Below are 17,695 nucleotides of genomic sequence, written 5' to 3'. Positions count from 1 at the left end.
GCCGGTGTTCCCGCAGGCTATCGGTCCGCATCCGGGGCCCCTCCCGCGCCCGTACCCGCTCGGTCCCGGGCGCTCAGGGAATCCGGGCGATCCACTCCTCGGTGGCGAACTTGGTGCGGACGAGTTCCTCGGCGAGGGCTGTCTCCCGCTCGGTGACGGTGCCTTCGGTCAGGCCGTACCGGTCGCGGAAGGAGCCGATCATCCGGTCGATGACGTCGGCGCGCGAGAGGCCGGTCTGGCGGCGGAGCGGATCGACGCGCTTCTTGGCGGAGGTGGTGCCCTTGTCGGACATCTTCTCCTTGCCGATCCGCAGCACGTCGAGCATCTTCTCGGCGTCGATGTCGTAGGACATGGTCACGTGGTGCAGCACGGCGCCGTCCCCGGCGACCACCCGCTTCTGCGCGGCGCCCGCGATCTTCCCGGCGTCGGTGGCGATGTCGTTGAGCGGCTGGTACCAGGCCTTGATGCCCATGTCGGCGAGGGCGCCGAGCACCCAGTCGTCCAGGTAGGCGTACGAGTCGGCGAAGGAGAGGCCCGAGACCAGGGAGGCGGGGACGGAGAGGGAGTAGGTGATGGTGTTGCCGGGCTCCACGAACATCGCGCCGCCGCCGCTGATCCGGCGGACCACGCCGACGCCGTGGCGGGCGGCGCCCTCGGGGTCGACCTCGTTGCGCAGGGACTGGAAGGAGCCGAGGATCACGGCGGGGCCGCCCCACTCCCAGACCCGCAGCGTCGGCGGGCGGCGTCCCTCGGCGACCTCGGTGGTCAGCACCTCGTCCAGGGCCATCAGCAGGGCGGGCGGCTGGGGCGCGGTGTGGATCAGCTGCCAGTCGTGGTCGGTCCAGTCGGTGGCGCGGGCCAGCGCGCGGCGGACGGCGACGGCCACCCCCTCGGCGGTGAGGCCGTACATGACGGTGCCCTCGGGGAGCGCCGCCTCGACGCGGGCGGCGAGGCCGGTGGCGTCGGTGCCGGACGGGACGCCCTCCAGGGCGGCGTCGATGGCGCCGATCGCCTCGTCGGGCTCCAGGAAGAAGTCACCCGCCACCTGGACGTTGCGCAGCACGCCGTTGTCGTCGTCGAGGTCGACCACGACCAGCTTGCCCCCGGGAATCTTGTACTCACCGTGCATCGCGTTCCGCCTCCAGCGCTTGTGACCTGCGCCTACGGTAACTCTGCCCGGATTCGCGAGGGCGCGGCCCGGCGGTCAGGGCCGCACCGGCGGTGCCTCGCTGATGTCGTACTCCCAGGCGGTCGTCCCCAGCACCCCCTCCCCCACGTCGAGTCCGCCGTCGGCGACCTCCACTGTCTGCGGCGGTGTCCCGTCGTCGGGGGCGACGCGCAGGTACGCGCCGAGGCCGCGGCCGGTGGAGGGGTCGACGGCCCAGTAGCGCCAGGCGAGGGTGGAGCGGGCGGACATGCCGGGCTTGAGGGCGAGGGGGCGGGGCCCGGGGTCCTCCGGGGCCATGGAGACGCGGCCGGTGCCCTCGACCACCTCGGTGGCCATCGGTTCGCTGTCCAGGTCGAGGACCTGGAGGAAGGGGTAGCCGTCGAGCCGCAGCGTCTTCGTACCGCAGTTGTGCACGACGACGTACCCCACCCGCAGACCCATGGCGGCGTCGCTGGGCGCGGCCACCGCCCGGAAGCCGGAGGCGGGGCAGCCCTCGGGGTCCCCCGGGTCACCGGTGGCGGAGACGGGCGGCGGGACGGGGGCCGCCTCGGCCGAAGGCGCGGCGGGGGCGGGCGGTGCCGCAGGCGAGGGCGGGCGGGAGGTGCGCGCCGGGTCCGCCTCGCGCTCCAGTTCGGCGGCGAGGCCGCAGCCGGTGAGCGGCAGGGCCAGGGCGAGGACGAGGAGCGGGAGGCGCACCCGGCGCGGGAGTCTCATGCCGGGATCATGCCGTACGGCCGGAGGGGCCCGGTGCCGGACCCCGCGCCCCTCCGGCTCGCCGCCACCGGCGAGTTGGCCGCGGGTCAGCTCAGGGCGGGGATGACGGTCGAGCCGTAGGCGTCGATGACCTCCTCGCGGGCGTCGTGCATGGCGTAGACGGCGAACTGGTCGACGCCGAGGTCCCGCAGGGCGCGCAGCCGCTCGATGTGCGCCTCGGCCGGGCCCAGCAGGCAGAACCGGTCGACGATCTCGTCCGGGACGAAGGCGGTGTCGGGGTTGCCGGAGCGTCCGTGGTGGGCGTAGTCGTATCCCTGCCTCTGTTCCACGTAGGAGGTCAGGGCCTCCGGGACCAGGTCCGAGTGGGCGCCGTAGCGGGCGACCAGGTCGGCGACGTGGTTGCCGACCATGCCGCCGAACCAGCGGCACTGCTCGCGGGCGTGGGCCAGGTCGTCGCCGATGTAGGCGGGTGCGGCGACGCAGATCTTGACGGAGTCGGGGTCGCGTCCGGCGTCGGCGGCGGCGGCGCGGACGGCCTTGATCATCCACTCGGTGAGGAAGGGGTCGGCCAGTTGCAGGATGAAGCCGTCGCCGCGCTGCCCGGTGAGGGCGAGCGCCTTCGGGCCGTACGCGGCGATCCAGACGGGCAGTCGGCCGTCCTTCACCCACGGGAGCCTGATGGGTTCCCCGCCGACGGACGCCTCGCGCCCCTCGGCCAGGTCGCGGATGGCGTCGACGGCCTCGCCGAGCCGGGCGAGGGTGTTGGGCGGGCGCCCGGCGACGCGCATCGCGGAGTCGCCGCGGCCGATGCCGCAGACGGTGCGGTTGCCGTACATGTCGTTGAGGGTGGCGAAGGTGGAGGCGGTCACCTCCCAGGTGCGGGTGGACGGGTTGGTGACCATCGGGCCGACGGTCAGCCGGCTGGTGTGCTCCAGGATGCGGCTGTGAATGACGAACGGCTCCTGCCAGAGGACGGCCGAGTCGAAGGTCCAGCCGTAGCGGAAGCCGTTCCGTTCGGCGCGGCGCATCAGCCCGACGACGGTCGACGCGGGGGGATCGGTCTGTAGAACGAGTCCGAAGTCCATGTCCAGCTCTCTCCTCGGTGACGGTACGGGCGGGGGTGTTCGGTGGTCCGGGTCTCGTCGCGGGGGCGGCGGCCGGATCCGGTACGGCGCTTCCGGCGGCGGCCCCGGAGGGCAGGCGGGGGGCGGCGCGGGCGCGATCCCCGAGGCGTCTGCGGCGCAGGGAGGGCCGGCGGCGCGTCTCACAGTAGGCCGCGCGGGGCGCCACGCCAGGAGCCTCGGGCGCGCGTCGCGGAGGCCAACCCCGGAAAGGCTCCCGGGCGTTGGGGGGCCGGCCCTTCGACGCTTCCCCCTCCCGCACGTCTGCCGCCGCCTGCCGCCGCCCAGCCGGAACCGTCCCGGCATCGCCGATCGGCACGGACCTCCGCATCTCGCATGAATTACTGATCCATATGAATGAAGCACCCGTTTCGTTCCGTGCGAATGCGGACGAAAACGACAGACTCCACTTGTAGCCCGCGACGCTCGTAGCGGGCATGGCAGTTCCGAAAGGTTTCTCATGCGCAACCTCCTCAAGGCCGCCGCCGTCGGCGCCGTCGTCGCTCCCCTCGTCCTCGCCGGCGCCTCCGTCGCGGCCGCCTCCGGCGGCCCCTCCTACGCCAAGCACACCGCGGTGGCCGGTCCGCACGGCGCGGCCTCCTCGCACATCGCCTCCGGCTTCCACGGCAAGCACGGCGACCACGGCAAGAAGCGCAGCGCCGAGGGCAAGCACAGCCACGGCAAGGGCCCGAGCTACAAGAACGTCACCAAGTACGCCGGCCCCAAGGGCGCCTGGGTGAACAAGACCGCCAGCGGCGTCAAGGGCAAGGGCAAGCACGGCAAGGCGTACTACTACAACGACTTCAAGTTCGCGGGCCCCAAGGGCGCCGGCACCAGCACCACCGCCTCGCACTCCTGACCCGCCCGGACCGCCAGGTCCGGACCGTGAGTGAGGTACGGCAGCGGCCCCGGGACAGACGTCCCCGGGGCCGCACCGCTGTGTGCGCACACCGGCACGACCGGCCCCGACGACCGGCGCCGGGGGAGGGAAATCGCTCAGCCCAGGTGCTGGCAGGTGCCCCTGGGGACGTACATCCCCTGGCCGGCCCGCCCGGTGTACCGGCCGCCGTCGATCACCGGCACTCCGCGCGAGAGCACCGTGCGGACCCGGCCGGTGACGCGTTTGCCCTCGTACGGCGAGTAGTCGACGTTCATGTGGTGGGTGCCGGCCGACAGGGTCTGCTCGGCGTGCGGGTCGTAGAGGACGATGTCGGCGTCCGCGCCCGGGGCGATGGTCCCCTTCTTCGGGTACAGGCCGAACATGCGGGCCGGGGCCGCGCAGGCGATCTCGATCCAGCGGCGGCGGCTGATGTGGCCGTCGACCACGGCCTGGTGGAGGAGATCCATGCGGTTCTCGACCCCCGGCATGCCGTTGGGGATCTTCGAGAAGTCGTCACGGCCCAGTTCCTTCTGGCCCTCGAAGCAGAACGGGCAGTGGTCGGTGGAGACCACCTGCAGGTCGTCGGTGCGCAGCCCCCGCCAGAGCGCGGCCTGGTGCTCCTTGGGGCGCAGCGGCGTGGAGCAGACGTACTTGGCGCCCTCGAAGTCCGGCTCGGCGAGGTTGTCGGTGGAGAGGAAGAGGTACTGCGGACAGGTCTCGCCGAAGACCGGGAGCCCCTGGTCGCGGGCGCGGGCCAGTTCGGTGACGGCCTCCTCGGCGGAGACGTGCACGACGTACACCGGCGCCCCCGCGACCTGGGCCAGCTTGATGACGCGGTGCGTGGCCTCCGCCTCCAACAGGGCCTTGCGGACCTCGCCGTGGTGGCGCGGGTCGCGTTCGCCGCGGGCCAGGGCCTGTTCGACCAGGACGTCGATGGCGAGGCCGTTCTCCGCGTGGGTCATGACCAGGCCGCCGTTGGAGGCGGCCTGCTGCATGGCGCGCAGGATCTGGCCGTCGTCGGAGAGGAAGACCCCCGGGTAGGCGGTGAACAGCTTGAACGAGGTGACGCCCTCGGCCACCAGGGCGTCCATCTCCTTGAGGGAGGAAGCGTTCACGTCGGACATGATCATGTGGAAGGCGTAGTCGACGGCGCACCGCCCGCCCGCCTTCTCGTGCCACGCGTCGAGCCCCTCGCGCAGCGAGCCGCCCTTGGACTGGATGGCGAAGTCGACGATGGTGGTCGTGCCGCCCCACGCGGCGGCCCGGGTGCCCGTCTCGAAGGTGTCGGACGCCTGGGTGCCGCCGAACGGCATCTCCATGTGGGTGTGGGCGTCGACGCCGCCCGGGATCACGTACGTCCCGGTGGCGTCGATCTCGTGCTCGGCGTTCCAGCTCGCGGCCGCGTCGGTGCCGTGCGCGGCGAGGGCCGCCACCCGGCCGTTCTCGACGAGGACGTCGGCGTGCAGCTCGTCGGCGGCGGTGATCACGAGGCCGCCGCGGATGACCGTACGGTTCATGGGGTTCCCTCCGGTGCCGGTTCTGGGGACGGGCCGCCGGGCGCGGTGCGGGCGGCCGGGGCGCGCGGGCGGCGCCGGGCGGGGCGGCCGGGCCGGCGCCCGCGCCCGGTGCCTCGTCCGGTGGAGCCGGTCAGGGCGCGGTGAGGCCCTCGTAGGCGTCGGGGCGGCGGTCCCGGTAGAAGGCCCACTGGTTGCGGACCTCCTCGATCAGGCCGAAGTCGAGGTCGCGGACGAGGAGTTCCTCGGTCTTGTCGTCGGCCGGGTCGCCGACGAACTGGCCGCGCGGGTCGACGAAGTAGCTGGTGCCGTAGAAGTCGTTGTCGCCGTACTCCTCCTGGCCGACCCGGTTGATGGCGGCGACGAAGTACTCGTTGGCGACGGCGGCGGCGGGCTGCTCCAGCTGCCAGAGGTAGGCGGAGAGGCCGCGGGAGGTGGCGGAGGGGTTGTAGACGAGCTGGGCGCCGTTCAGGCCGAGCTGGCGCCAGCCCTCCGGGAAGTGCCGGTCGTAGCAGATGTAGACGCCGATCCGGCCGACCGCGGTGTCGAAGACCGGCCAGCCGAGGTTGCCGGGCTTGAAGTAGTACTTCTCCCAGAAGCCCTTGACCTGCGGGATGTGGTGCTTGCGGTACTTGCCGAGGTAGCTGCCGTCGGCGTCGATGACCGCGGCGGTGTTGTAGTAGAAGCCCTCCTGCTCGACCTCGAAGACCGGCACCACGATGACCATGCCGGTCTCGCGGGCCAGCTCCCGCATCCGGGAGACGGTCGGCCCTTCGGGCACGGCCTCGGCCCAGCGGTAGTGCTCGGCCTCCTGGACCTGGCAGAAGTAGGGGGCGTTGAAGACTTCCTGGAACCCGATCACCCGCGCACCGGCGCGGGCCGCCTCGCGGGCGTACTCCTCATGCTTGGCGATCATGGATTCGGTGTCGCCCGTCCAGGTCGCCTGGACGAGTGCTGCGCGTACGACAGGGGCCATGAGCTGCTCCTTCGACCGGTCGTCAGCAGGGCTTTCTACGCCCGTAGAAGGGACGTAGGAGGACGAACGTAAGCCCCCCGCAGGCGCGGGGCAAGACCATCTCCGTCCACATCCCGAGTCGGGCGCGATTGGCACCCGTGCGGGCGCCACCGGCACCGGGGGGCCGCCGCGCGGCCGTCGGTGGAGTGGATCAGGCGAGGACCCCGGCGACCCGGAAGGCGTGCACGAGGTCCCAGTGGCGCTCCTCGGAGACGCCTCGGGCCGCGTCCAGCAGCAGCGGGACGAGCCGGCCCGGATCGTTGCGGGCGACCCCCGCCGCGTCCTCGGCCGAGCGGACCGCCAGGTAGGCCCCGGCGAGAGCGCGGGCCTGGCGGTCGCGGCCGTCGCCGGTGAGCAGGTGCAGGGCGTCGGCGATCTCGGGGGCGGGCCGGGCGACGCCCTGTCGCAGCAGCCGCCGGGCGTCGGCGCCCCGCCCCGCGGCGGCCAGCGCGTCGGCGGCCGCGACCAAGGCGTCCGGGGGCAGCGCCGCCACCTCCCAGAGCAGGGTCGCCCAGTCGGCCTCCAGCCCGGCCCGGTGGAGTGCGGCGGCGAGCAGCGGCAGCCGGGGCGCGGGCCAGTGCGCCAGCTCGGCGAGGAGGACGTGCGCCTCGCCGCCCCTGCCCCGGGCCCGCAGGGCGTGCAGGCGGGCCGCGGCGCCGGCGGCCGCTCGGTCGGCCTCGGGGTCGGGCGGGGCGGGCGCCGGGTCCTCCGGCTGGTCGGCGACACCGGCGAAACGGGCACCCCGGACGGCGGTGGCGGGGGCCGGGGCGGCGGGGACGGTGGCGGGGGCCGGGGGTGCCTCGGCAGCCTCCTCGGCGATCCCGGCGAAGCGGGCGCCGCCCCGGGGGCGCTTCTTCGGTCCGGGCCGCGCGGCGGACCGTTCGGGGCGGGACGTCGCGACCGGGGGCGGTGGGACCGCGAGGGCCTCGCGGCGGGCGCGGAGTTCGGCGCAGCGGGCGGTGGCGCGCCGGTGGTCGTCCTGGGCCCAGGCGAGGTCGACGTCGAGGGCGGCGGCCGCCTCCGCGGTGGTGGCGGTGGCGCGGTGGGCGGTGAGTTCCTGGAGGCGCTCGGCGGCGTACCGCTGCTCGCGGAGCATCCCGTCGAGCCGGTCGGCGAGGGCGGCGGCCGCGCCCGGACGGGCGTCGTGCGCGGTGGTGGCGGCGGCGTGCAGCGCCCGGGCGGTGGTGGCCTCGGCGCGGGCGGCCGCCGCGCCCTGGTCGGCGGCGAGGTCCTGGAGGAGGGCGTCGACCACGTCCCAGGGCGGCAGCTCGGTGCCGTCCAGACAGGCCCGCATGCCGTCGGGGTCGCGTTCCCAAAAGACGGCGCACCAGCCGGCCCGCCGGTCGAGGCGGGCCGTGAGCCCTTCCAGGAAGTGCGCGAAGTCGACTGCCGCTCTCGGGAGTTGTGCCACTGCCATTGCTGCCCGCCCCACAGACCGAAGGCCCGGTGCCGGAGAACGCCGGGCTGGAATCCTCAGGTCCGGTAGGAAACACCACGGTTGTTTCGACGGGGCTACGCGCGTTTTTCGCGGGCGCGCGGATCAGGCGCGGCGGGGCGTTCGGGCGGCGCGCGGCCCGGCCCGCGCGCCGGGGTGGCGGGGACCGGGGCGCGGGGCGCGGGGCGTCAGAAGGTGATGGCGATCCCGGTGTGCGGGCGCTTGCCGAGCCGTCCGATCAGGCCGCCGATGTCGAGGACGTAGAACTGGAGACGGTACTTGCGGCCGAGGCGCTTGCGGAGCCGCTTCAGCCCTTCGGCGTCCTCGACGAGGCGGGCCGTGCCCTCGGCGCGCGGCGCGTCCTCGGCGACCTTGCCGCGTACGTCGCAGACGGTGATCCGGACCCGGGGGTCCCGCCGGAGCCGCTTGATCTTCCACGAGTCGCTGCGGGTCCAGATGTACAGGGTGTCGCCCTCCCGCACCGCCCACACGGGCGTGGCGACGCCGGTGCCGTCCTTGCGGAAGGTGGTGAGGCTGACGTAGGGGGCCTTGCCCAGCTCTTCGAGGATCGTGTCGGGGGTCATGGGGAAGAGCGTAGGGCGCGCGGCAGCCTCCGGGCGCGCCCCCGGGCGGCGTACGCGCCGGGGCCCGGTCCGTTTGCGGGCCTTCGATCGGGTCAGTGAGCTAGGAGTACGAAGTTCCGCTTGTGAGAGGCCCCCGATGAACCGCACCCCCAGCTCCCCGCACCGCCGACCGTCCCGCGCACTGGCCGCCGCCCTGCTGGCCCTGGTGGCGCTGGGCGCGGCGGGCTGCTCCGACGGGGAGGAGCCTGAGACGGGGACGGCCTCCGGCGCGTCGCAGAGCGAGACGCCGAGCCCGACGCCGAGCCCGTCCGACCAGGACACCGCCACTCCGATGGACGACGACGCGCGGGAGAACCAGGCGCTGCTCGCGGCCACCACCGTCTCCCTGGCCGAGGCGGTGAAGGCGGCGGGCGACGACGAGCCGGACGGCCGCCCGGTCGCGGTGGAGCTGGGCCGGACCGCGCGGGAGGCCCCGCACTGGACGGTGACGCTGGCCGGCGAGGACGGCTCGGCCGTCGTCCGCCAGGTCGACGCGGCCTCCGGCGCGGTCTCCGACAGCCCCCGGGGCGACGAGCCGGACGACGAGCGAGAGGACCGCGAGGAGCGTCAGGCGCTGCTGAAGGAGGCGGAGACCGACGCGGCCGGGGCCGCGAAGGCGGCCACCGACCGGCGCCCGGGCACGGCGGTCAAGGCGGAGCTGGAGGAGTCGGACGGTTCGGCGATGTGGCAGGTGGAGGTGGTCGACCAGGAGACGTTCCGCACGACGGAGGTCGACGTGGACGCCGCCGACGGCCGGGTCCTGCGCGAGAACACCGCCGACTGACGGCCGTGGTGCCGGTGCGTCAGGGCTGGCCGGGCCGGACGACCATCGCCGAGCCGCCGCCGCGTCGCTCGGTCTCGGCGGCGGCCAGCCAGCGGCCGTCGGGCAGCCGCTGCACGGCGGTGGCGGCGCCGATCTCGGGGGTGCGCCGGAAGGTGTGGCCCAGCGCTTCCAGCCGGGCCCGCAGCGGGCTGTCCCAAAGGCCGGGCTCCACCTCCGTGTCGGCCGTGTTGCGCTGGCTGGCGCGGGGCGCGGCGATGGCGTCGACCAGTGGCAGGCCCCGGTCCACGACGCCGGTGAGGGTCTGCAGGACGGTGGTGATGATGGTGGCGCCGCCGGGTGAGCCGAGCGCCAGGACGGGCTTGCCGCCGTCCAGGACGAGGGTGGGCGCGATGGAGGAGCGCGGCCGCTTGCCGGGGCCGGGGAGGTTGGGGTCGGGGACGCCCGGGGTGGTGGGGGTGAAGGAGAAGTCGGTCAGTTCGTTGTTGAGCAGGAAGCCCCGGCCGGGCACGGTGATTCCGCTGCCGCCGGTCTGCTCGATCGTCAGGGTGTAGGCGACGACGTTGCCCCACCGGTCGGCGGTGGTCAGGTGGGTGGTGTTCTCCCCCTCGTACGTGGTGGGGGCCGGGGTGCCGCCGGTGGGGCAGCCGGCCGGGTCGCGGGGGTCGCCGGGCGCCAGCGGGCTGGTGAGCGCGGCGTCGTCGCGGATCAGGCAGGCGCGGGAGGCGGCGAAGCGGGGGCTGAGCAGTCCGGCGGTGGGCACGTCGGAGAAGGCGGGGTCGCCGACCCAGCGGTTGCGGTCGGCGAAGGCGATCCGGCTCGCCTCGACAAGCCGGTGGAGGTAGCGCTGCGGGGAGGCGGCCTCGAGGTCGGTGCCCTCCAGGATGTTCAGGGCCTCGCCGACGGTGGTGCCGCCGGAGGAGGACGGGGCGACGGAGCGGATGTCCAGGCCCCGGTAGCCGGTGCGGGTCGGCGCGTGCCGCTCGGTGCGGTAGCGGGCGAGGTCGGCCGTGGTGAGGCGGCCGGGGCGGACGACGCGGTCGGCGTCGGGGTCGACCGGCGGCTTGTTGACGGTCCGGACGATGTCGCGGGCGAGGGGGCCCCGGTAGAGGGCGCCGACGCCCTTGCGGCCCAGCTCGGCGTAGGTGCGGGCGAGGTCGGGGTTGCGGAAGGTGGAGCCGGTCTCGGGGGGCTTGCCGCCGGGCAGGAAGAGCTTGGCGCTGGCGGGGAAGTCGGCGAACCGGGCCTGGTTGTCGGCGGTCTGGGCGCGGAAGGTCTCGTCGACGGTGAAGCCGTCGCGGGCGAGGCGCTCGGCGGGCTTGAGCAGGTCGCGCAGCGGGGTGGTGCCCCAGCGGTCGAGCAGGGTGCGCCAGGTGGCGGGGGTGCCGGGGGTGCCGACGCCGAGGCCGCTGGTGACGGCTTCCTCGAAGGGGACGGGCTCGCCGTCCTCCAGGAAGAGGTCGGGCCCTGCGGTACGCGGCGCGGTCTCCCGCCCGTCCACGGTCTGCACGGTGCCGGTGCGGGCGTCGTAGAGGACGGCGTACCCGCCGCCGCCGATCCCGGCCGAGTACGGCTCGGTGACGCCGAGGGCCGCGGCGGTGGCGACGGCCGCGTCCACGGCGTTGCCGCCCCGCCGCAGCACCTCGATGCCCGCGGCGGTGGCGTCCTGGTCGACGCTGGAGACGGCACCGCCGTGGCCGACCGCGACGGGGCTCTTGCCGGGCGCCGCCCGCTCGGCGGCCCGCTCGCCGGGCGGAGCGGCGGCACCCACCGAGAGCATCGCGACGGCGAGGGCGCAGAGCGAGAGCCTGCGGATCCGGGACGGACGCATTCCATACCTCCAGTCAGCAGCCGTCCGCGCAGCGTAACTTCACCGGGGGATCCCGACCAGGACGCCTCGAACACGGGTGCGCCGCTTACGCCTTCGGGGTGTGCCGGGCGGGGCCGCCCCGGGGTGCCGAGATTGCGCTGAGTGGACGTACCTGGTCGCCCGTGCCGCGGGAATGGCCTGAGATGGAAGCCGAACGCATCCTCATGCAGGAAGGCGAGCCACTGTGCCCGGTCGCGCGGCCCGGCTGTGCGCCGGCAGAGCCCGCCACCACCCGGCGGCGGGCTCCTGACCCTCACGGGCGGGGCCGGCGACCGCTCCCCCGCTTCGCCCTGTCCGTCGGCGGTCCCGCCGAACAGCGGCACAAGAAAGGACGTCCGTGCCATGCAACACGACGAGATGATCGGGAAGGTCCAGGCGGCGGCTCAGCTACCGGGGCGGGGCCCCGCCGAGCGGGTCACGCAGGCGGTGCTGGCCACCCTGGCCGAGCGGCTGCCGTCCGGGCTCGCCAAGAACATGGCCGCCCAGCTCCCTCCCGAACTGGCGGCTTCCCTCCAGCAGTCGCTGGGCAACTCGCCCGGCGGCCCCTCGGACGGCTCGGCCGAGCGGTTCGACCTGACCACCTTCGCCGGGCGGATCGCCGTCCGCGCCGGCACGACCGAGGACACGGCCCTGCGTGATGCCGCCGCCGTGCTGGAGGTGCTCGACGCCGCGCTCGCCCCGGAGCTGATGGAGCACCTGGCCGGAGCTCTGCCCTCGGACATCCGCACGTTGCTGCCCACCGACCGCGCCGCCGAGGACTCGGAGTGAGGGGCTTCGCCGTCGTCCCCTGACGCGTCCTGGCCCAGGCCGGAGGCACGGTGCCGTTGGAGGCTGAGCAGCGCGGGTCGGGGCTACGGGGCGGTGGCTGTGAGCCGGGGCGCCGGGCCACGCGGCGACCCGCCCGGCCTCCTCCGGGCGGCCGCGTCGTCCGGCGGTATCCGGCTGGAGGCGCCGACCGGGGCGGCCGGCGGCCGTGTGACGGCCGTGACCGGCTCCTCCCGGCCCGGGTGGGGGAGGCACGGCGTGGACGGCGCGGCCCTGCTGACCGGTCTCGGGTGGTGCTGCCGGCCGGCCCGTCACGCGCCGGGGGCCGGGGGCCTGTACGCGCTCAGGGCCTCGGTGACCTCCCGGTCGCTCACCTGCTCGAACTCCTCGTACCAGAGGCCCACCGCCCCGAAGCCCGGCGGCTGCTGGAGGCAGACGACGTCGTCCGCCTCCGCGCGCGTCCCGGCGACGGCGTCGGGCGCGCCCACCGGAACGGCGAGGATCAGCCGGGCCGGTTCCCGACTGCTCAGGTGGCGGAGGGCGGCGCGAGCGGTGGCGCCGGTGGCCAGGCCGTCGTCGACGAGGACCACGGCGCGGTCCTTGACGTCGGGCGTCGAGCGGTCGCCTCGGTAGACCAGGGAACGGCGCTGCAGTTCCTCACGTTCACGGGCCACTTCCTGGACAAGGCGGTCCTCGCCGAGGCCGAGCGTCTCCAGTGCCCGCCGGTCGTAGAGCGGCGGGTCGTCGCCCACGACCGCCCCGATGCCCGTTTCCGGACGCCCGGGGATGCCGATCTTCCGTACGACGAGCACGTCCAGCGGGGCGCCGAGGGCCCGGGCGACTTCGACCGCCACCGGAACGCCACCGCGGGGCAGCGCCAGGACGAGGGGCCGGGGAAGCTCTTGACCGGACGCCCATTCCTCGATCCGGCGGCCGAGTTGGAGGCCTGCGTCCCGGCGATCGTGGAATCCCATGATCTATGCCTGCCTTCCTTCTTCCTCGGGGCCCCTGAGAGGATCGCCGCCGGCTTCCGCCCTGCTTCGGAGCCTGCCCCGCGGTGGAGGCGGAAACCCGTCACTCCCCCGTTCCTCGCGTCGCCTCCGCCGCCGTGGGGCCAGGTGAGCCGGCAGTCGTGGCCGCGCCGGTGCCCGCCGCCTCACCGAGGCCGGGAGCGATCGATCCGTCGTCCGAGAATCCGAGGACCACCTTGGTCCAGCCCGCTTCCCGGCGGTCGAAACGGCGGTACGCCTCGACCACGCTCTCCGCGCTTCCCCAGCGGGTGACCAGCGGAGTGGGGTCCAGGCTTCCCGAGGCGACCAGGGAGACCAGATCGGGCACGTAGCGTCGGTGGTTGCAGTTGCCCATCTTGAGGGTCAGGTTCTTCATGAACGCCTCACCGATCGGGTAGTGCTGCACCTGCGGCGGATAGATGCCGACCATGCCGACGGTCCCGGCCTTCGCCGCCATCCGCACCGCCCAGCGTGCCGCCAGGGTGGGGGCGTCGCCCGGCACCCACGTCTCGCCGTCCGGATTCTGCTCCGGCGCGGCCTCGGCGCGCTCGTGGCGGAACTCCTCCTCGTCCCCGCCGGCGGTCTCGGCGGCCTGGCCGTGCGACGGTTTCCGGGCGTCCACGCCCACGGCGTCGATCACTCGGTCCACGCCGATGCCGCCGGTCAGCTCGCGGACCGCCTCCACCGGGTCCTCGGCGTTGAAGTCGACGGTCTCCGCGTGCTGGCTGCGGGCCATGTCCAGCCGGTCCCCGATGCCGTCGACCACGATGATGCGCCCCGCCCCCTGAAGACGCGCGCAGGCGACGGCGGCCTGTCCGACAGCTCCCGCTCCGAGGATCGCCACGGTGTCGCCGTCACCGATCTCGGCCAGTTTGGCTCCGAACCAGGCGGTCGGGTAGATGTCCGACAGCAGAATCGCCTGCGTGTCGTCCACGGTGTCGGGCAGGGGCACGAGCCCGACGTGGGCGAACGGGACGCGGGCGTATTCGGCCTGCAGCCCGTCCAGTCCGCCGGCGGACTGCGGCCCGCCGAAGAACACGGTGCCCGCCAGCGGTCCTCCGGGGTTGGCGTTGTCGCACTGGGCGTAGTAGCCCGCGCGGCAGTAGCTGCAGACGCCGCAGGCGACGGTGGAGGGAACGACCACGCGGTCGCCGGGGCGGAGGTTGCGTACCTGGGACCCGACCTCCTCCACGACTCCGACCGCTTCGTGGCCGAGGACGCGGCCCTCCTGCATACCGGGCATGGTGCCGCGGACGAAATGCAGATCGGTGCCGCAGACGGCGGAGGTCGTGATCCGCACGATCGCGTCGTACGGGTCTGTGATCGTAGGTTCGGGCACGTCCTCAAGGCCGATGTTCCCGAGTCCGTGCCAGACGACGGCTTTCATGCGGATACCCCCTTGTGGGTTACCGAACGAGGCGTTCTTTCCGGTGGTCAGCGGCGCGGAAGACCGAACTGCTGCCGGGAGGCGACCGTTCCGCCCTACGGCTACTCAGCGTAACGCCGTTCCGGCCCGGGCGCGCGGTCTCACCGCTCCCTGACCCGGGGCCCACGCCGGCTCACCGTGCGCAGTCCGGACGGAACGTTCATCGTCTGCTCCCTCGGTCAGGTTGGTCGGCCGGCGGCGGCCTCGGCGACCTCGCCCCGCCTCAGCGACGGGCCAGGAGGGCCCGGGTCTCACGGTCGGCCTGCTGGGCCTCTCCGGTGGGTACGACGACGACCGGCACCGGCGCCCCGGGCCCACTGACGATCTCGGGACGCTCGGCGACCAGCGCCCGCAGGTCACCTGTGAGGCCGAGCGCGGGCAGCCGGGCGCACACCTCCTCGCGCACCTCGGGCTGGTCCTCGCCGATCTCCCCGGTGAAGACCAAGGCGTCGAGCCGGTCCAGGGAGGCGGCCATCCCGGCGATGCCGCGACGGCAGTGGTGGGTGAAGACGTCCAGGGCGAGTGCCGCACGCTCGTCCCCCGCCGCCCGGCTGCGGACCAGGTCGCGTGTGTCCTCCGATGTGCCGGAGAGGGCGAGCAGCCCGGACTCATGGTTCAGCGCGTCCTCGACGGCGTCGGCGGACAGACTGTGCCGGGTCTGCAGCCACGTCAGGGCGCCCGGATCGACACTGCCGCTGCGGTGGCTCATCACCAGCCCCTCCAGCGGCGTGAAGCCCATCGTCGTGTCGACGCTGTGGCCGTCCCGCACGGCGCAGGCGGAGCAGCCGCCGCCGAGGTGCGCGATCACCAGGTGGAGCTGTTCGGGACGGCGGCCGAGGAGCTCGGCGGTCCGGGCCAGCGCCCAGGCGTAGGAGAGCCCGTGAAAGCCGTAGCGCCGCAGGCCGTACTCCTCGCGCCAGGTGGCGGGTACCGCGTACTCCCGCGCGGCAGCGGGCAGGCCGGTGTGGAAGACGGTGTCGAAGCAGGCGACGTGCGGGACGTCGGGCAGCAGCTTCCGGGCCGCGTCCAGGACGGTGAGAGCGGGCGGGACGTGCAACGGCGCGAGGCCGGCCACGTGCTCCAGACGGGCGCGGACGTCCTCGTCGACGAGGGTGTGGCCGCGCAGCTCCGGTCCACCGTGGACGATGCGGTGACCGACGGCCGCCGGAGCAGGCCCTTCGCTCAGCAGACGCCGAAGCGACTGTGAGGCTTCCTCCCCGGGCGGAGCGTCGCTTCGGTGTTCGGCAAGGACCGCGCCGTCCTCACCGAACACCGTCAGGCGCAGGCTCGACGATCCCGCGTCGACCACCAGGACCGGGCTGTTCTCCGACGCGCGCACAGTGATCCCTACCTTCGGACCGGGGCGCCCCGCACGAGGCTTCACGGCCGCGTCGCGGAGCGCGCCTGCCGCGGCACCGCGTACCCGTCCCGGCCTCGCACGAACGGACGACGTGCTGCTGATCGTCAGTGGACCGCCACACCGGCCGAGCACTGGACCGGACGCGGCCCCGCCGCCTCACGGAAGCCGCTGCCTCTCCTGCGTCGCGGCGAGGAAGGGCAGCGGCGTGGGGACTCACTCCGTGTCGAAGACGGCCTTCTGCACCTCGTCCGGCCCCTCGAACCGGTCGGCGTTCACCGAGGAGAGCTTGTCGACGACGCCCGACCCGGCACCGTTGTCCCGGGCGAGGGAGACCAGGTCCTCGCGACTGGCCGGATAGCTGGCGCCGTGAAGGGCTTTCTGCAGGTCGATCGGGCTCAGGTCTGCCACGGTGATCCCTCGATTCTCTGTGTGCCGCGTCGCCTGTGAGCTGCGACCTCGGCGTTGCCATGGGGCGAGAGCGACACCGCACGTAGCCGTGCCGCCTCGCGCGTGTCGCACCTTGCCTTCCACAGCCCGCCGACGGCGAAGCAGAGATTACCCTTTTGCCCCTTACCTCTCGCGTTGCCCTTGGGGCTCTCCGCGGGCCGGCGGACGGCTCGGGCACGGCCGCGCCGGCCGGCTTCCGCCGGGGGGCGAGTGCCCCGGCGGGCGCCGGCAGCGGCGCGTCTGCGGCCTCTTGAGCCGCTACCCGCGCAAGCCCGCGCCGCGGGGCGCCGGCCACCACGCCGCGCGACGCGTTCAGCCCAGGGAGGACATCAGGTCGTTGCACGCCTCTTCGCAGCGGCGGCACGCTTCCGCGCAGACGCGGCAATGGTCGTGCATGTCCGCGTGGCTCCGGCATTCGTCGCCGCAGGCTTTGCAGACGGTGGCGCACGCCTGAAGCAACGTCCGGGTGACGTCGGCGTCGTAGCCGGTGCGGCGGGAGAGCACGGCGGCGGTGGCGGCGCAGATGTCGGCGCAGTCCGCGTCGGTACGGATGCACCTGGTCAGCTCACCCACCGCCTCCTCCGCCAGACAGGCGTCCGCGCAGGCGGTGCACGCTTGGGCGCAGGCGAGGCACTCCTCGATGCAGCGGGCGAGCTTGGCCAGGTCCACGCCGCCCGGGTCGGCGGGGTACGCGTCCAGCATGTCCTTGACCGAATTGGTCATCGGTTCCTCCGGGGACGAGATGCGGTCGGGGGATGACGCTTGTACGCGTATCACCCGGTGCCGCGCCGCAAACAGGCCTGGTCCGTTCTGTCACCGAAGGGTTCGGGGCCGCGGCGGCCCCGCCGGCCGGAGGTGGCGGCGCCCAGGCGCAAACTCCCTGGCCCCGGGGCGTCGGCGATCGCCCAAGGGCCTGCGGCCCGCCGACCGCTTACGCTGACAGGGCACGCACATCCGCACATCCGGCACCGGGAGCACGGCGCGGACCGCGAATCCGCGCCCACGCCTTCTTGCCGGACACAGGACTGGTGGAGGTGAACGGCATGCCAGGACGTCAGGAACTCCCGTCCACCCTGCGCCGCTCGCCCGAAGGGGCGCAGCGCACATGGGTCGAGGCGCACGACTCGGCGGTGAAGGAGTACGGCGAGGGTGAGCGGTCCCATCGGGTCGCCTACGGCGCGCTGAAGCATTCGTACGAGAAGGTGGGCGACCACTGGGAACGCAAGCAGGGAGGCCGCCGCGGCCCCTCGGACCCCCAGTCGGCCCGGCCCCGGCAGCAGGGCGGCCGTAGCGGCCAAGGGGTCGACGAGCAGGCGAGCAAGGCGCACCTGTACGAGCTCGCCCGGCGGCTGGATGTGCCCGGCCGTTCATCGATGAGCAAGCCGGAACTGCTGGACGCGATCCGCAAGGCGAACGCCCGGGAGACACGCGAGTCCCGCTGACCTGGCCTTACAGCCGGCCAACTCCAGCCCGACCGCCCGAGGACGCGTCAGGGGCCGGTCCGCGACGCGCGCGGCCCCCTTCAGGTCGGCGTCGGCGTACCGACCCGATCCAGCAGACGAGGGT

Annotated in this window: 17 protein-coding genes; 4 read left to right on the top strand and 13 right to left on the bottom strand. The window is 74.1% G+C overall.

The window, feature by feature from the left end; genetic code table 11:
• Positions 1 to 73: 73 nt before the first annotated feature.
• The 3 genes from ACFWMZ_RS04895 to ACFWMZ_RS04885 form a co-directional block, all read right to left on the bottom strand.
• Positions 74 to 1,129 (bottom strand): biotin/lipoate A/B protein ligase family protein, encoded by a 1,056-nt coding sequence (locus tag ACFWMZ_RS04895; RefSeq protein WP_383183053.1) that lies wholly within the window; start codon positions 1,127 to 1,129, stop codon positions 74 to 76.
• A gap of 75 nt (positions 1,130 to 1,204) precedes the next feature.
• On the bottom strand, positions 1,205 to 1,882 hold the full coding sequence (locus tag ACFWMZ_RS04890; protein WP_383183051.1) for a DUF4232 domain-containing protein: 678 nt from the start codon (positions 1,880 to 1,882) through the stop codon (positions 1,205 to 1,207).
• 86 nt (positions 1,883 to 1,968) lie between these two features.
• Complete coding sequence (locus ACFWMZ_RS04885) at positions 1,969 to 2,967, bottom strand: TIGR03842 family LLM class F420-dependent oxidoreductase (RefSeq protein ID WP_383183049.1); 999 nt, start codon at positions 2,965 to 2,967, stop codon at positions 1,969 to 1,971.
• Between the two features lie 496 nt (positions 2,968 to 3,463).
• Between ACFWMZ_RS04885 and ACFWMZ_RS04880 the strand changes: the two genes are divergently transcribed.
• Positions 3,464 to 3,862, top strand: a complete 399-nt coding sequence (locus ACFWMZ_RS04880; RefSeq protein ID WP_383199532.1) for a hypothetical protein — start codon at positions 3,464 to 3,466, stop codon at positions 3,860 to 3,862.
• 137 nt (positions 3,863 to 3,999) lie between these two features.
• Here ACFWMZ_RS04880 and hydA read toward each other — a convergent pair whose 3' ends face one another.
• The 4 genes from hydA to ACFWMZ_RS04860 all read right to left on the bottom strand — a co-directional run bounded on the left by hydA (position 4,000) and on the right by ACFWMZ_RS04860 (position 8,431).
• Positions 4,000 to 5,400, bottom strand: coding sequence for a dihydropyrimidinase (gene hydA, locus ACFWMZ_RS04875; protein WP_383183045.1), 1,401 nt, complete (start codon positions 5,398 to 5,400; stop codon positions 4,000 to 4,002).
• Between the two features lie 130 nt (positions 5,401 to 5,530).
• On the bottom strand, positions 5,531 to 6,373 hold the full coding sequence (locus ACFWMZ_RS04870) for a nitrilase-related carbon-nitrogen hydrolase (RefSeq protein ID WP_383199530.1): 843 nt from the start codon (positions 6,371 to 6,373) through the stop codon (positions 5,531 to 5,533).
• Between the two features lie 190 nt (positions 6,374 to 6,563).
• Positions 6,564 to 7,823: a hypothetical protein gene (locus tag ACFWMZ_RS04865; RefSeq protein WP_383199567.1), complete on the bottom strand. Its 1,260-nt coding sequence runs from the start codon at positions 7,821 to 7,823 to the stop codon at positions 6,564 to 6,566.
• 212 nt (positions 7,824 to 8,035) lie between these two features.
• Positions 8,036 to 8,431 (bottom strand): PPOX class F420-dependent oxidoreductase, encoded by a 396-nt coding sequence (locus ACFWMZ_RS04860; RefSeq protein ID WP_383199528.1) that lies wholly within the window; start codon positions 8,429 to 8,431, stop codon positions 8,036 to 8,038.
• A 136-nt stretch (positions 8,432 to 8,567) separates the two neighbouring features.
• Here ACFWMZ_RS04860 and ACFWMZ_RS04855 point away from each other — a divergent pair, with 136 nt between their 5' ends.
• Positions 8,568 to 9,254, top strand: coding sequence for a PepSY domain-containing protein (locus ACFWMZ_RS04855; protein WP_383199526.1), 687 nt, complete (start codon positions 8,568 to 8,570; stop codon positions 9,252 to 9,254).
• A gap of 19 nt (positions 9,255 to 9,273) precedes the next feature.
• Here the strand turns inward: ACFWMZ_RS04855 and ggt are convergent, their stop codons facing one another.
• Positions 9,274 to 11,082, bottom strand: a complete 1,809-nt coding sequence (ggt, locus tag ACFWMZ_RS04850) for a gamma-glutamyltransferase (protein ID WP_383199524.1) — start codon at positions 11,080 to 11,082, stop codon at positions 9,274 to 9,276.
• Positions 11,083 to 11,463: 381 nt separating this feature from the next.
• On the opposite strand from ggt, the gene ACFWMZ_RS04845 reads away from it, so the two are divergent.
• Positions 11,464 to 11,889, top strand: a complete 426-nt coding sequence (locus ACFWMZ_RS04845; protein WP_383177479.1) for a DUF2267 domain-containing protein — start codon at positions 11,464 to 11,466, stop codon at positions 11,887 to 11,889.
• Positions 11,890 to 12,197: 308 nt separating this feature from the next.
• On the opposite strand, the gene ACFWMZ_RS04840 is transcribed toward ACFWMZ_RS04845, so the two are convergent.
• The 5 genes from ACFWMZ_RS04840 to ACFWMZ_RS04820 form a co-directional block, all read right to left on the bottom strand.
• The gene (locus ACFWMZ_RS04840; protein WP_383177482.1) at positions 12,198 to 12,860 is read right to left on the bottom strand and encodes a phosphoribosyltransferase; all 663 of its coding nucleotides are present in this window, start codon (positions 12,858 to 12,860) and stop codon (positions 12,198 to 12,200) included.
• 100 nt (positions 12,861 to 12,960) lie between these two features.
• Complete coding sequence (locus ACFWMZ_RS04835) at positions 12,961 to 14,283, bottom strand: alcohol dehydrogenase catalytic domain-containing protein (RefSeq protein WP_383177485.1); 1,323 nt, start codon at positions 14,281 to 14,283, stop codon at positions 12,961 to 12,963.
• Positions 14,284 to 14,545: 262 nt separating this feature from the next.
• A complete protein-coding gene (locus ACFWMZ_RS04830; protein ID WP_383177487.1) occupies positions 14,546 to 15,661 on the bottom strand; it encodes an acetate/propionate family kinase in 1,116 nt (371 codons plus the stop codon).
• A gap of 234 nt (positions 15,662 to 15,895) precedes the next feature.
• A complete protein-coding gene (locus tag ACFWMZ_RS04825; RefSeq protein WP_383177490.1) occupies positions 15,896 to 16,090 on the bottom strand; it encodes a DUF2795 domain-containing protein in 195 nt (64 codons plus the stop codon).
• Between the two features lie 351 nt (positions 16,091 to 16,441).
• The gene (locus ACFWMZ_RS04820; protein WP_383199522.1) at positions 16,442 to 16,852 is read right to left on the bottom strand and encodes a four-helix bundle copper-binding protein; all 411 of its coding nucleotides are present in this window, start codon (positions 16,850 to 16,852) and stop codon (positions 16,442 to 16,444) included.
• Between the two features lie 320 nt (positions 16,853 to 17,172).
• On the opposite strand from ACFWMZ_RS04820, the gene ACFWMZ_RS04815 reads away from it, so the two are divergent.
• Entirely contained in the window at positions 17,173 to 17,571 is a 399-nt protein-coding gene (locus tag ACFWMZ_RS04815) for a ChaB family protein (protein WP_383177496.1), read from the top strand.
• Positions 17,572 to 17,695: the final 124 nt, after the last annotated feature.

This window comes from Streptomyces sp. NPDC058373 (genome assembly GCF_042723275.1).
Lineage (GTDB): Bacteria > Actinomycetota > Actinomycetes > Streptomycetales > Streptomycetaceae > Streptomyces.
This window is presented reverse-complemented; position numbering and strand designations above follow the sequence as displayed.